Genomic DNA, 13,409 nt, shown 5'->3' with positions numbered 1-13,409 from the left:
GCCCCCTGCGGCAGCAGCGGCAGGGGGAGACGGATGTCCACTGATCCAAGCCGCGGCTACGTGCCGCACATTGACGGCCTGCGCGCGATTGCCGTGCTGGCCGTCATCGTGTTCCACCTCGACCCGGCCTGGCTGCCGGGTGGCTTCACCGGGGTGGACGTGTTCTTCGTCATCTCCGGCTTCGTGGTCAGTGCGTCGGTGCATCGCCTGCCGGCCCTGTCCTGGCGCGCCTCGATGCTGCGCTTCTATGCGCGCCGGGTACGCCGCATCGCGCCTGCGCTGGTGGCCTGCCTGCTGGCGACGGCCGTGGCCAGCGTGTTGTTCATTCCCGATTCGTGGCTGAGCGAAGCATCCGACAAAACCGGGTTGATGGCCTTCTTCGGGCTGAGCAACTGGGTGCTGGCGGCCGTTGGCAACGACTACTTCGCGCCCAAGGCCGAATTCAATCCCTATACGCACACCTGGTCGCTGGGCGTGGAAGAGCAGTTCTACCTGCTGTTCCCGCTGCTGTTCCTGGCCTGGGCCCGCGGCCCGCGCGGCCGTTGGCTTAGCGTTGCATTGTTCGCCGCGGTCAGCGTCGGGTCTTTGCTGCATGCGGCCCTGCTGGGGTTGCGTGATGCGCCGCCGGCCTGGGCGTTCTACGCCACCAGCACCCGCTTGTGGCAGCTGGGCGTGGGCGTTCTGCTGTTCCAGCTGCTGCATGTGGCCGATCGCGGTGAGCCTGGCAGTGCTGCACGGGTGGGCCGTTGGCGCTGGGCGTGGTCAGCGTTGGCCCTGCTGTCGCTGGGCGCACTGGGCTGGGCGCTGTGGACAGCGCGTGCCGGGCGCTCGCCCTGGCCGGACGGCGTGCTGCCGGCGCTGGCCACGGCCGGCCTGCTGCTGGCCCTGCATCAGCACCCGCAGGCATGGATCGCGCGGCTGTTGGCCAGTGCGCCAATGCGGCGGATCGGCCTGCTGTCCTATTCGCTGTACCTGTGGCATTGGCCGGTGTTCGTGCTGATGCGCTGGACGGTGGGCCTGGAAACGGCCCTGCAGATGTCCCTGGCCAGTGCGCTGGTGGCGCTGCTGGCATGGATCTCGTGGCGCTGGATCGAGCAGCCCTTCCGTGGCCCCAGGTGGCAGCACCTGGCACCCGGGCGCTGGGTGGCCGCCGGCGTGCTGACCCTGCTGCTGGCCGGTGGCCTGCAGGCGTTGCTGTACTGGCAGTCGCCCCTGCTGTCACTGAGCACGGTCAGCCGCCATCCGGCGGACTGGTACCCCGACGGCAAGAGCGTGGCGGCTGATTACCCTGGGTGCGCGCTGCAGGTGGGTAAGCATCGCTACGCCGGTGGCAGCGCACGCACCTTCGCCCGCGGCGATTGCCCCCGCGCAGGGGCCGTGCAGGGGCCGGCGCAGGTGTTCCTGGCCGGAGATTCGCATGCCATGGCCTACCGCGAGCTGCTGCAGCGGCTGGCGCTGGAAACCGGTTCGACGGTGTCGCTGTACGGCCGCGGTGGCTGCCCGCAGATCAGTCTGCAGCAGTGGCGCGGGGCCGGCGCGGGCTGTGCCGAGCATGATGCGGCCGTGCGCGCGGACATCGCCGCACGTGCGCAGCCGGGGGATGTGGTGGTGCTGGTGTCGCTGCGGGTACCGCGCCTGTCCGACCAGTACGTGCTGTTCGATGCGCAGGCACAGTTGGCGGGCGAGCGCAGTGCGCAGGCCGCCGCCGGCCGCAACGCCGAGGTGGCCGAGGCCATCGCGCAGTGGCTGCCGCTGGCCCAGCGCGGTGTGCGTATCCTGATCGAAGCGCCGAAGCCGGTGCTGCCGGCACCGCCGTACCGGTGTTCCGACCGCTTCAACGCCAACAATGCGATCTGCCGCAACGGCCTGGATATTTCGAGGGCCGACATGGAAGCGCTGCGCGCACCGATGCTGGGCAGCCTGCAGCAGGTGGTCGATGGCCTGCCAGGCGCCGTGCTGTGGGATCCCTTGCCCGATCTCTGCACGGCCACGACGTGCGCGGCGCAGCGTGATGGCCGACCGTTGTTCTTCGACGGCGACCATCTGAGCGGTCATGGCAACCGCGTGCTGCTGCCGTCCCTGCAGCGGGTGCTGCAGCCGTAGCGCCGGGCCGCGCCCGGCACACGGGGCCATCGGCCATCAGCGCTCGATCGCGTGCCCGGCCTGCCACACGGCGTGGATGTGCTGGGTATTGCCGATGTCGGCCAGGGGATCGGCATCGAGCACCAGCAGGTCGGCACGCTTGCCGGCGGCAATGCGGCCGCGATCGTCCATGCCCAGCAGCGCGGCGGCGTCGGCGGTGGCGGTCTGCAGGGCCTGGGCCGGGCTGAAGCCGGCCTCGGTCAGCAGCTTCAGTTCGCGGTGTTCGGCAAACCCAATCACCCGCTGTGGCATCGCCCCGGCATCGGTACCGAAACCGAACTTCACCTTGGCCGCGCTCAGCCGGCGCAGGTTTTCCAGGTTCATCGCCACCGCTGCACGCGCACCGGGAATGTTGGCCCCGGCCAGCTGCTCGCGCTGCCACTGCGGCTGCTGCCAGCGCGCGCGCACCGCAGCGGGCAGGGCATCGCGCAGGAACGGCTGCTGCAGTGCCTGCGGGTTTTCCGCATACCAGTAGTTGGCTTCGTCGATGTTCACCGTGGCGATGTACCAGGTGCCCTGGTCGTGCATCTTCCGCGCCAGCATCGGGTCCACCGCGCGATCGCGGATACCGTGGGCGATGATGTCCACGCGTGCATCCACCAGGTCGCGCGCCTGGTCCAGGTCGTGGATGTGCGCGGCCACCTTCAGGCCACGCGCGTGGGCTTCGGCAATGGCGGCGCGGTAGATCTCCGGCGCCATCATCGGGAACTTGCCGCCCAGCGAATCCACCCATAGCTTGATCACGTCCACGCCGTCGGCCTGCTGCGTGGCGACGGCGGCGCGGGCTTCTTCGGCATTGCGTGGCCGCGCCACCGGGTCGTGGGCCAGGCCCATCGCGGCCGCCGGCGGTGCACCGGCGAAGGCACCGATGCCGGCGCCAGCGCCGTACAGTTGCGCGCCCAGCGCGGGCGAGGCGTTCACTTCCTTTCGGATATCGAAGAAGGCCGGGCCGTTCATGCCCAGCGCGGTGACGGTGGTGATGCCGTAGCGCTGGAACTGGCGCAGGTCGCGCACCACGTTGTCGCGGGTGTAGTAGCGATCGCCGTGCTGCAGCCCTTCGGTGTTGCCCACGTGCGCGTGGTTGCTGACCAGGCCGGGCAGCAGGGTCTTGCCCTGGTAGTCGATGCGTCGGGCTGCGGTGGCGGCGGCCGGCAGCGGCGTGCCGACATGCACGATGCGCTCGCCGTCGATCAGGACCGGGGTGATGCCCAGGTCGCGGCGGCCGTCGAACACCCGGGCATTTTCCAGCAGGATCGGCTGCGCGGCGGCAGGAACGGCGGCGGTGGCGGCAAGCAGCAGCGCCCACAGGCGGGTCGGTCGCATCGGCAACTCCGGTCAGGGGGAAGCCCGAGGGTAACCGATGGGCCGCCCGCAGGCGTGTGGGCCGGGTCTATTCGGGGTCGTAATCCAGGTTCGACGCCAGCCAGCGCTCGGCCTGTGCGCGCTCCACGCCCTTGCGCCGCGCGTAGTCGCCTACCTGTTCACGGCTCAGGCGGCCGACCACGAAGTACTGGCTCTGCGGGTGGCTGAAGTAATAGCCCGACACGGCAGCGGTGGGCAGCATGGCGAAGCTTTCGGTCAGTTCCATGCTGGCGTGGGTTTCGGCCTGCAGCAGATCGAACAGCCGGCGCTTCTCGCTGTGCTCGGGGCAGGCCGGGTAGCCAGGGGCGGGGCGGATACCGCGGTACTGCTCATCGATCAGCGCTTCGTTGTCGAGGGTCTCGGCATGGTCGTAGCCCCAGAACTCGGTGCGCACGCGCTGGTGCAGGCGTTCGGCCAGCGCTTCGGCGAAGCGGTCGGCCAGCGCCTTCAGCAGGATCGCGTTGTAGTCATCGTGGTCGGCCTCGAAGCGGGCCACGTGTGCATCGATGCCGATGCCGGCGGTGACCGCGAATGCGCCGATCCAGTCCTGCCTGCCGCTGTCGGCCGGGGCAATGAAATCGGCCAGGCAGAAATCGGGGCGCTCGGCCGGCTTGTCCACCTGCTGGCGCAGGAAGTGCAGGGTGGTCTCAGCAGACGGGTGCTGCACGCGGACATCATCGCCCACGCTGTTGGCCGGCCACAGGCCGAACACCGCCTTGGCGGTCAGCCACTGCTCGTCCACGATGCGCGCCAGCATCGCCCGCGCATCGCGGTACAGATCGCTGGCCTGGGGGCCGACGATCTCGTCGGTCAGGATCGCCGGGAACTTGCCGGCCAGTTCCCAGGCCTGGAAGAACGGCGTCCAGTCGATGTAGTCGACCAGCTCGGCCAACGGGTAGTCATCGAATACATGCAGGCCAGGCTGCTTCGGCGCAGGCGGGGTGTAGCTGTCCCAGCCGCCCTGGAACTTCTGCCCGCGTGCATGTTCCAGGCTGACCAGGCGCTTGGCGTCACCGCGGTTGCGATGGCGCGCGCGGATCTCGGCGTAGTCCGCTTCGTTGGCGGCCACGAAGGCATCGCGCAGCTCGCGCGAGATCAGCGACTGCGCCACGCCCACCGCGCGCGAGGCATCCTTCACCCACACGGTGGGGGCCTGGTAATGCGGGTCGATCTTCAGCGCGGTGTGTGCGCGCGAGGTGGTGGCGCCGCCGATCAGCAAGGGCAGGTCGAAGCCCTGCCGCTGCATTTCGCGGGCAACGTGGCTCATCTCCTCCAGCGACGGTGTGATCAGGCCGGACAGGCCGACCAGATCGGCGTTGTGTTCGCGCGCGGCGTCGAGGATCTTCTGCGCCGGCACCATCACGCCCAGGTCGATCACTTCGAAGTTGTTGCAAGCCAGGACCACGCCGACGATGTTCTTGCCGATGTCATGCACATCGCCCTTCACCGTGGCCATGATGATGCGGCCGTTGCTCTTGGCGGTATCGCCGCTGCGCGCCTTTTCGGCCTCGATGTACGGCAGCAGGTAGGCCACCGCTTTCTTCATCACGCGCGCGGATTTGACCACCTGCGGCAGGAACATCTTGCCGGCCCCGAACAGGTCGCCGACGATGTTCATGCCATCCATCAGCGGGCCTTCGATCACGTCCAGCGGGCGGCTGGAGCCCTGCCGCGCCAGTTCGGTGTCTTCCTCCACCCAGGCGTCCAGACCGTGCACCAGCGCATGCGCCAGGCGCTGTGCCACCGGTTTTTCGCGCCAGGACAGGTCCTCGGTCTTGGCCGCGCCCTTCTTGCCCTTGTAGCGCTCGGCGATCTCCAGCAGGCGCTCGGTGGCGTCGCTGCGGCGGTTGAGGATCACATCCTCAACGCGTTCGCGCAGGTCCGGCTCCAGCTCGTCGTAGATCGGCATGGCGCCGGCGTTGACGATGCCCATGTCCATGCCGGCGGCAATGGCGTGGTACAGGAAGACCGAATGGATGGCCTGGCGTACCGTCTCGTTGCCACGGAAAGAGAACGACACGTTGGAGACGCCGCCGGAGACATGGCAGTGCGGCAGGGTCTGCTTGATGATGCGGGTGGCTTCGATGAAGTCCACCGCATAGTTGTCGTGCTCTTCGATGCCGGTGGCCACGGCGAAGATGTTCGGGTCGAAGATGATGTCCTGCGGCGGGAAGCCGATCTCATCGACCAGGATGCGGTAAGCGCGGGTGCAGATCTCCACCTTGCGCGCGCAGGTGTCGGCCTGGCCGGTTTCGTCGAAGGCCATCACCACTGCGGCGGCGCCGTAGCGCAGCACCTTGCGCGCGTGCTCGCGGAACAGGGCTTCGCCTTCCTTCAGCGAGATCGAGTTGACCACGCTCTTGCCCTGCAGGCACTTCAGGCCGGCTTCGATCACGCTCCACTTCGACGAATCGACCATCACCGGAATGCGCGCGATGTCCGGCTCGGACATGATCAGATTCAGGTAGCGGGTCATCGCCGCTTCCGAATCGATCAGGCCTTCGTCCATGTTCACATCGAGGATCTGCGCACCGCTGGCCACCTGCTGCCGGGCCACGTCCACCGCTTCTTCGTAGCGGCCTTCCTTGATGAGCTTGCGGAACTGCGCGCTGCCGGTGACGTTGGTGCGCTCGCCCACGTTGACGAACAGCAGGTCCGGGGTGATGACCAGTGGTTCCAGGCCAGACAGGCGGGTGTAGGGCGTGGTGCTCATGCGGCCTGCTGCTCCTGCGCGCAGGGCACCGCGCGCGGTGGCAGCCCGGCCACGGCCTGGGCGATGGCACGGATATGGTCCGGGGTGGAGCCGCAGCAACCCCCGACCAGGTTCAGCAGCCCATCTTCGGCAAAGCTGCGCAGCGTGGCGGCCATTTCCTCGGGCGTTTCATCGTATTCGCCGAAGGCATTGGGCAGGCCGGCGTTGGGGTGCGCGCTGACGTAGCAGGGGGCGACCTGGGCCAGGGTCTCCACATGCGGACGCATCGCGTCGGCGCCCAGCGCGCAGTTCAGGCCGATCGACAGCGGCCGTGCATGCGCCAGCGAGGCGTAGAAGGCTTCGGTCGTCTGCCCGGACAGGGTGCGCCCGGAGGCATCGGTAATCGTGCCGGAGATCATGATCGGCAGGCGCGCACCGCGTGCATCGAAGGCCTCTTCGATGGCGTACAGGGCGGCCTTGGCATTCAGCGTGTCGAAGATGGTTTCGACCATCAGGATGTCCGCGCCGCCATCGATCAGGCCGTCAATGGCCTCGCGATAGGTATCGCGCAGGGCGTCGAAGCTGGTGTTGCGGAAGCCGGGATCGTTCACGTCCGGGCTGATCGAGGCGGTGCGGCTGGTCGGGCCCAGTACGCCGATCACGAAGCGCGGCTTGTCCGGGGTGGTGGCCTGCACCGCATCGCAGCAGGCGCGCGCCACGGCGGCACCGGCCTTGTTCAGTTCGTAGACCAGGTGTTCCAGGTGGTAATCGGCCTGGCTGACCGAGGTGGCGTTGAACGTATTGGTTTCCACCAGATCCGCGCCGGCCTGCAGATAGGCGGTGTGGATGTCGGCGATGACCTGCGGCCGGGTCAGCAGCAGCAGATCGTTGTTGCCCTTCAGGTCATGCCCTTCGGGTGTGCCATGGTCGCAGCCGGGGCCGTGGCTGTGGTCGTAGCCATCGGCGAAGCGTTCGCCGCGGTAGTCCGCTTCCTGCAGTCCGTGGCGCTGGATCATCGTGCCCATCGCGCCATCGATGATCAGGATGCGCGCGCGCAGGGCGTCGAGCAGGGCGTTGGCACGTTCGGGATGCAACCACGGCAGGCTGGACACGGCGACCTCAGGGCTTGTTGGCGATCAGCGAGATGACTTCAAAGTGCGGCGGGCGCTTTTCGCGCGTGACTGTTTCCAGGCTCGATACCTGCAGTCCGGCCTTGTCCACGAACTTGCGCAGTTCCTTGTCGCTGAAACCGAGATTCACGTGGCCATAGGCTTCCACTGCCGCCTTGTGTTCGTGGCGGGCCAGGCTGCACAGCAGCAGGCGTCCGCCCGGGCGCAGCACGCGCGCCGCCTCGGTCACCGCCTGTGCCGGCTTGCTGGCATAGGTCAGCGCGTGCATCAGCACCACCAGGTCGAAGCTGCGGTCCTTGAAGGGCAGGGCGTGCATGTCGCCTTCGCGCACTTCCACGTTGGGCAGGCGGCGCAGGCGCTCGCTGGCCGCGGCCACCACGCGCGCGCTGGTGTCGATGCAGATGTAGCGCTTGGCATGCGGGGCCACCAGCTCGGCCAGCACGCCATCGCCGGAGGCGATGTCCAGCACGTCGCCGGTTTCCAGCAGCGGCAGCGCGGTGCGCGCCAGCGCTTCCCAGGTACGGCCCGGGGAGTAGTGGCGCTCCATGTCGCCGGCCACGCTGTCGGCCCAGTTCTGGTCGGCGGCGCGGTGGGCCAGCACGGCGGCCACGCGTTCAGCATCCTGGCGCAGCAGCGGATCATCGCTTCCATTGCTCAGGGCATGCCACAATGCACGCTGCGCCGGGTCCAGCTGGGCCTCGTCGAAGCGGTAGTAGGCCGACACGCCCGAGCGGCGGTCGCGCACCAGGCCGGCTTCCTTCAGCCGCGCCAGATGGGTGGACACCCGCGGCTGTGCCAGCCGGGTGATGGCCGACAACTCGGCCACGGTCAGCTCTTCCTGCTCCAGCAGCGCCAGCAGGCGCACGCGGGTGGCGTCGGCGAACACCTTCAGGCGGGTCGACCAGTCTTCCAGATCCATAAATATCTACCTATCGCGATATAGAGATATATTCGCCGACGGGTGCTGTCGTGGTCAAGCCGGTGCGAGGCGCGAGTCAGCCGCCGATGCCCGCCCGCAGTTACAATCGGCACATCCGGGGGCGCTTGTTGCGGCCCCCGTCATCATGTACCTGGGAGGGTGTTGTGGATTTCAGCTTTACCGAAGAGCAGTTGATGCTGCAGGACGTGGCGCGGCGCATCGCGCAGGAAAAGATCGCCCCCAGCGCGGAGCACCATGACCGCACCGGCGAGTTCCCCCTTGAGAACATCCGCCTGCTGGGCGAAAACGGCCTGATGGGCATCGAAGTGCCGACCGAGTACGGCGGCGCGGGCATGGACCCGATCGCCTACGTGCTGGCGATGGTGGAAGTGGCCGCCGGCGATGCCGCGCATTCGACCATCATGTCGGTGAACAATTCGCTGTTCTGCAACGGCATCCTGACCCACGGCAGCGAGGCGCAGAAGCAGAAGTACGTGCGCGCCATCGCCGAGGGCGAGGCCATCGGCGCCTTCGCGCTGACCGAGCCGCAGTCCGGTTCCGATGCCACCGCCATGCGTTGCCGCGCGGTGAAGCAGGCTGACGGCACCTACGTGATCAACGGCAAGAAGAGCTGGATCACCTCCGGCCCGGTGGCCAGGTACATCGTGCTGTTCGCGATGAGCGAGCCGGACAAGGGCGCGCGTGGCATCACCGCCTTCCTGGTCGACACCGACAAGGCCGGCTTCGGCCGTGGCAAGACCGAGCCCAAGCTGGGCATCCGTGCGTCGGCCACCTGCGAGATCGAGTTCAACGATTACGTGGCGCAGCCCGAAGAGGTGCTGGGCCAGGAAGGCGAGGGCTTCAAGATCGCCATGGGCGTGCTCGACGCCGGCCGCATCGGCATCGCCTCGCAGGCGATCGGCATCGCCCGCGCCGCCTATGAAGCCACGATCGAATACGTGAAGGACCGCAAGGCCTTCGGCGCGGCCATCGGCACCTTCCAGATGACCCAGGCCAAAATTGCCGACATGAAGTGCAAGCTGGACGCGGCGCTGCTGCTGACCCTGCGCGCAGCGTGGGTGAAGGGCGAAGGCAAGCGCTTCAGCAACGAGGCGGCCATCGCCAAGCTGACCGCCTCGGAAGCGGCGATGTGGATCACCCACCAGGCCGTGCAGATCCACGGCGGCATGGGCTATTCCAAGGAAATGCCGCTGGAGCGCTACTTCCGTGATGCCAAGATCACCGAGATCTACGAAGGCACCTCGGAAATCCAGCGCCTGGTGATTGCCCGCAACGAGACCGGGCTGCGCTGAGTCGCATGGGGGCCCGCCCTGGTAGGTGCCAACCTTGGTTGGCACGCATCCAGGGCGCCAACCAAGGTTGGCGACTACCGGGCTCCCGCCGCTCTGGCACCAACAAGAAGACCCCGGTGGGCTGCGCCGCTGCAATGGCGGCGCATAGGAGCCCGCTCTTGGCGGGCGATACCTGATCTGTTCCAATGCAGGCCGTTTTTACCAGGCTTGGAAAGATGATCTATCGCGGTTGGGGGTTTGTGACCCTGGTGACGCCGATTGCAGCGATCCTGCTGCTGGCGTATTTCTTCCCGCAGGAAGGCCCGAAGGGCAATATTCCGCTGCAGCAGGTGCTGCTGGGCGCGGGCCTGGGTGCTGCGCTGAACGTGCTGCTGGGGCTGTGGTTGAACCGCGCGCCGCGGCAGAAGGGTGAGGCCGCGCCGCATCATTTCTTCTTCGTGCCGATGCAGTGGGTGGCGCTGCTGATCGTGGTGGTGTGCGGCGCGATCGCGTTGCTGCGCTGAAGCGCGGCGAGTGCCAACCAAGGTTGGCACCTACCCGACCCGCGCGCACCCACCCGACCCGCACGCACCTGGTAGGTGCCAACCTTGGTTGGCACGCATCCCGGTAGTCACCAGCAAAAAGGCCCCGGATCGCTCCGGGGCCTTTTCATTTCACTTCACTGCCGGATCAACGATCCGGACGGTGTGCCGATTCGGCATCACGCTGGCGTTCCATGAACTCCTTGGACGGTTCGTCCAGCTTGTCGCCCAGCATGCGGCGCACCACCACGAAGAACACCGGGATCATCAGCAGACCCAGCAGGGTGGCAAACAGCATGCCGCCGATCACGCCGGTACCGATGGCGTGGCGCGAGTTGGCGCCGGCACCGGTGGAGATGGCCATCGGGATCACGCCCATGATGAAGGCGAACGAGGTCATCAGGATCGGGCGGAAACGCAGGCGGGCCGCTTCGATGGTGGCATCGCGCAGGGTCTTGCCCGCTGCACGCTGCTCCACCGCGAATTCCACGATCAGGATCGCGTTCTTCGCGGCCAGGCCAATCACGGTGATCATGCCGATCTTGAAGAAGATGTCGTTGGGCAGGCCACGCATCATCGACAGACCGATGGCACCCAGCACGCCCAGCGGCACCACCAGCAGCACCGCCACCGGAATCGACCAGCTTTCATACAGCGCGGCCAGGCAGAGGAACACCACCACCACCGACAGCACCAGCAGCAGGGTAGCCGCGTTGCCCGCCAGGATTTCCTGGTAGGACATGCCCGACCAGTCGTAACCATAGCCGGCCGGCAGGTCGTTGTTGACGATGTCTTCCATCGCGGTCATCGCTTCACCCGAGCTCTTGCCCGGTGCCTGCGAACCGACGATGTTGATGGCCGAATAGCCGTTGTAGCGGCTCAGCGACGGCGGTGCCGACACCCACTCGGAACTGACCACGGTGCTCAGCGGGATCATCGCGCTGGTGCCATCGGCATTGGTGGTCAGGCTGGACGGGCTGTAGAAGCTCTTCAGCGATTCCTGGCCGGTACGGTACGGCGCGTCGGCCTGCATGGTCACGCGCTTGATGCGGCCCTGGTAGAAGAAGTCGTTCACGTACACCGGGGCCAGCATCAGCTGCACCGTGCTGTACACGTCCGACACCGACATGCCCATCGACTGCGCCTGCACGCGGTCCACGTGCAGCTGCAGCTGCGGGGCGTTTTCCAGGCCGTTGGGGCGCACGCCGGCCAGCTTGTCGGTTTCCTGCGCGGCCTTGCCAAGCAGCATGTTGCGCGCCTGGGTCAGCTGTTCGTAGCCCTGGCCGCCACGGTCCTGCAGCCACATGTCGAAGCCGCCGAACTGGCCCAGACCCTGCACGGTGGGCAGGTTGACCACGAAGATCTGCGCTTCCTTGATGCCGTAGAACGCGCCGTTCATGTTCTGGATGAACTCCGGAACGGTCACCTTGCGCTCGCCCCAGGGCTTGAGGCGGATGAAGCCCATGCCCACGTTTTCGCCGGAACCGACGAAGCTGAAGCCGGCGATCTGCATCAGACCTTCGTAGCCTTCCTGCTTTTCCAGGATGCCGCGCATCTGGGCGAAGACTTCGTTGGTCTGGCTCTTCGGCGAACCCGGCGGCAGCTGCACGATGGCCAGTGCGTAGCCCTGGTCTTCTTCAGGCAGGAAGCTGCCCGGCATGCGGGTGAACAGGAAGCCGCACAGTGCGGTCAGCACCACGGCCAGGATCATCCAGCGCGGCGCATGCTTCACCGCCGAGGTGATGTGGCCCACGTAGGTGTGGCTGATCTTGTCGTAGTACTTGTTGAACGTGCGGTAGACGATGTTCGGGTGGTCGTTGTGGGTCGGCTTCAGGAAGGTGGCACACAGGGCCGGGGTGAAGCCCAGCGCCAGGAACGCCGAGAAGCCCATCGAAATGGCGATGGTCAGTGCGAACTGCTTGTAGATCTCACCGGCCGCACCGCCCTGCAGCGCCGAAGGAATGAACACTGCCGCCAGCACGACGGTGATGGCTACCACCGCGCCGGTGATCTGGGTCATCGCCTTCTGCGTGGCCGGCTTGGGCGCCAGGCCCTCCTCGGTCATGATGCGTTCGACGTTCTCGATCACCACGATCGCGTCATCGACCACGATGCCGATCGCCAGCACCATCGCGAACAGGGTCAGCTGGTTGATCGTGAAGCCGATCATCCACATGCCCAGGAAGGTACCCAGCAGGGCCACCGGAATGACCAGGGTGGGGATGATGGTGGCGCGGAAGTTCTGCAGGAAGATCAGCATCACCAGGAACACCAGCAAGACCGCTTCAAACAGGGTCTTGACCACTTCCTCGATGGAGATCTTGACGAAGGTGGTGCTGTCGTACGGCGAGAACCAGCTCACGCCCGCCGGGAAGCTGGGCTGCAGTTCGTCCATCTTGGCGCGCACCGCATCGGCCACGTTCAGGGCGTTTGCGCCCGGCAGCAGCTGGATGGCGAAGGCGCCGGTGGGGGCACCGTTGTACTGGGTGTCGAAGCCGTAGTTGTTGGCGCCGAAGCCGATGCGGGCGATGTCCTTCAGCAGCACGCGCGAGCCGTCGGCGTTGGCACGCAGGATGATGTTCTCGAACTCTTCGGGCGAGCTGAAGCGGCCTTCGGCCGAGACCGTGGCGGTGAAGTGGCCATCGGGCGAGGGGTCCGAACCCAGCGAACCGGCAGCGAACTGCACGTTCTGGGCGCGCACCGCCGCCAGCACCTGGCTGGCCGACAGGCCGTAGCCCTGCATCTTTTCCGGGTTCAGCCAGATGTTCATGGCGTACTCGGAACCGAACTGCTGGGTGCTGCCGACGCCGGGAATACGCGAGACCTGGTCGAGCACGCGCGAGCCGACGATGTCATTCAGCGCATCACGGGTGATCGACGGGGTTTCCGAACGCAGGCCCACCACCATCAGGAAGCCGGCGTTGGCCTTGGCCACCACCACGCCCTGCTGGGTCACTTCGGTGGGCAGGCGCGGCGTGGCCAGCGACACCTTGTTCTGCACCTGCACCTGGGCGATGTCCGGGTCGGTACCGGTTTCAAAGGTCAGGGTGATCTGCGCACGGCCGTTGGACGAGGACGACGAGCTGAAATACAGCAGGTGATCGATACCGGTCAGCTGCTGCTCGATCACCTGGGTGACCGATTTTTCCGTCGTGTCCGCGCTGGCGCCCGGGTAGGTGGCCGACACGGTCACCTGCGGTGGGGCGATGTTGGGGTAGGACTCCACGCCAAGGTTGAGGATCGCGATCACGCCGCTGAGCGAGATCAGGATCGCCACCACCCAGGCGAAGACCGGATGTTCGATGAAAAATTTAGGCATGACGGAAGGGT

8 protein-coding genes are annotated in these 13,409 nt (G+C 66.8%); 3 read left to right on the top strand and 5 right to left on the bottom strand.

The window, feature by feature from the left end; translation table 11 throughout:
• The first annotated feature begins 33 nt into the window (after window positions 1-33).
• Window positions 34-2,103, top strand: coding sequence for an acyltransferase family protein (locus tag C1933_RS12585; RefSeq protein ID WP_108753549.1), 2,070 nt, complete (start codon window positions 34-36; stop codon window positions 2,101-2,103).
• 36 nt (window positions 2,104-2,139) lie between these two features.
• Here C1933_RS12585 and C1933_RS12580 read toward each other — a convergent pair whose 3' ends face one another.
• From C1933_RS12580 to C1933_RS12565, 4 genes are all read right to left on the bottom strand, one after another.
• Window positions 2,140-3,465 carry an amidohydrolase family protein gene (locus C1933_RS12580; RefSeq protein WP_108753548.1) on the bottom strand — a complete coding sequence of 442 codons (1,326 nt, stop codon included), beginning with the start codon at window positions 3,463-3,465 and terminating at the stop codon, window positions 2,140-2,142.
• Between the two features lie 67 nt (window positions 3,466-3,532).
• Window positions 3,533-6,217, bottom strand: a complete 2,685-nt coding sequence (metH, locus tag C1933_RS12575) for a methionine synthase (protein WP_108753547.1) — start codon at window positions 6,215-6,217, stop codon at window positions 3,533-3,535.
• The gene (locus tag C1933_RS12570; RefSeq protein WP_108753546.1) at window positions 6,214-7,308 is read right to left on the bottom strand and encodes a homocysteine S-methyltransferase family protein; all 1,095 of its coding nucleotides are present in this window, start codon (window positions 7,306-7,308) and stop codon (window positions 6,214-6,216) included. The genes metH and C1933_RS12570 overlap by 4 nt, the downstream gene beginning before the upstream one ends.
• Before the next feature lie 7 nt (window positions 7,309-7,315).
• Entirely contained in the window at window positions 7,316-8,245 is a 930-nt protein-coding gene (locus tag C1933_RS12565) for a metalloregulator ArsR/SmtB family transcription factor (RefSeq protein ID WP_108750029.1), read from the bottom strand.
• Window positions 8,246-8,409: 164 nt separating this feature from the next.
• Between C1933_RS12565 and C1933_RS12560 the strand changes: the two genes are divergently transcribed.
• Both C1933_RS12560 and C1933_RS12555 read left to right on the top strand, forming a co-directional pair.
• Entirely contained in the window at window positions 8,410-9,558 is a 1,149-nt protein-coding gene (locus C1933_RS12560) for an acyl-CoA dehydrogenase family protein (protein WP_108753545.1), read from the top strand.
• Between the two features lie 215 nt (window positions 9,559-9,773).
• On the top strand, window positions 9,774-10,061 hold the full coding sequence (locus C1933_RS12555; RefSeq protein ID WP_108753544.1) for a hypothetical protein: 288 nt from the start codon (window positions 9,774-9,776) through the stop codon (window positions 10,059-10,061).
• Window positions 10,062-10,227: 166 nt separating this feature from the next.
• Here C1933_RS12555 and C1933_RS12550 read toward each other — a convergent pair whose 3' ends face one another.
• On the bottom strand, window positions 10,228-13,398 hold the full coding sequence (locus C1933_RS12550; protein ID WP_108753543.1) for a multidrug efflux RND transporter permease subunit: 3,171 nt from the start codon (window positions 13,396-13,398) through the stop codon (window positions 10,228-10,230).
• Window positions 13,399-13,409: the final 11 nt, after the last annotated feature.

The organism is Stenotrophomonas sp. ZAC14D2_NAIMI4_6 (assembly GCF_003086875.1).
GTDB lineage: Bacteria > Pseudomonadota > Gammaproteobacteria > Xanthomonadales > Xanthomonadaceae > Stenotrophomonas.
Note: the sequence above shows the minus strand (reverse complement) of the source record. Positions and strands in the feature narration are given on the sequence as shown.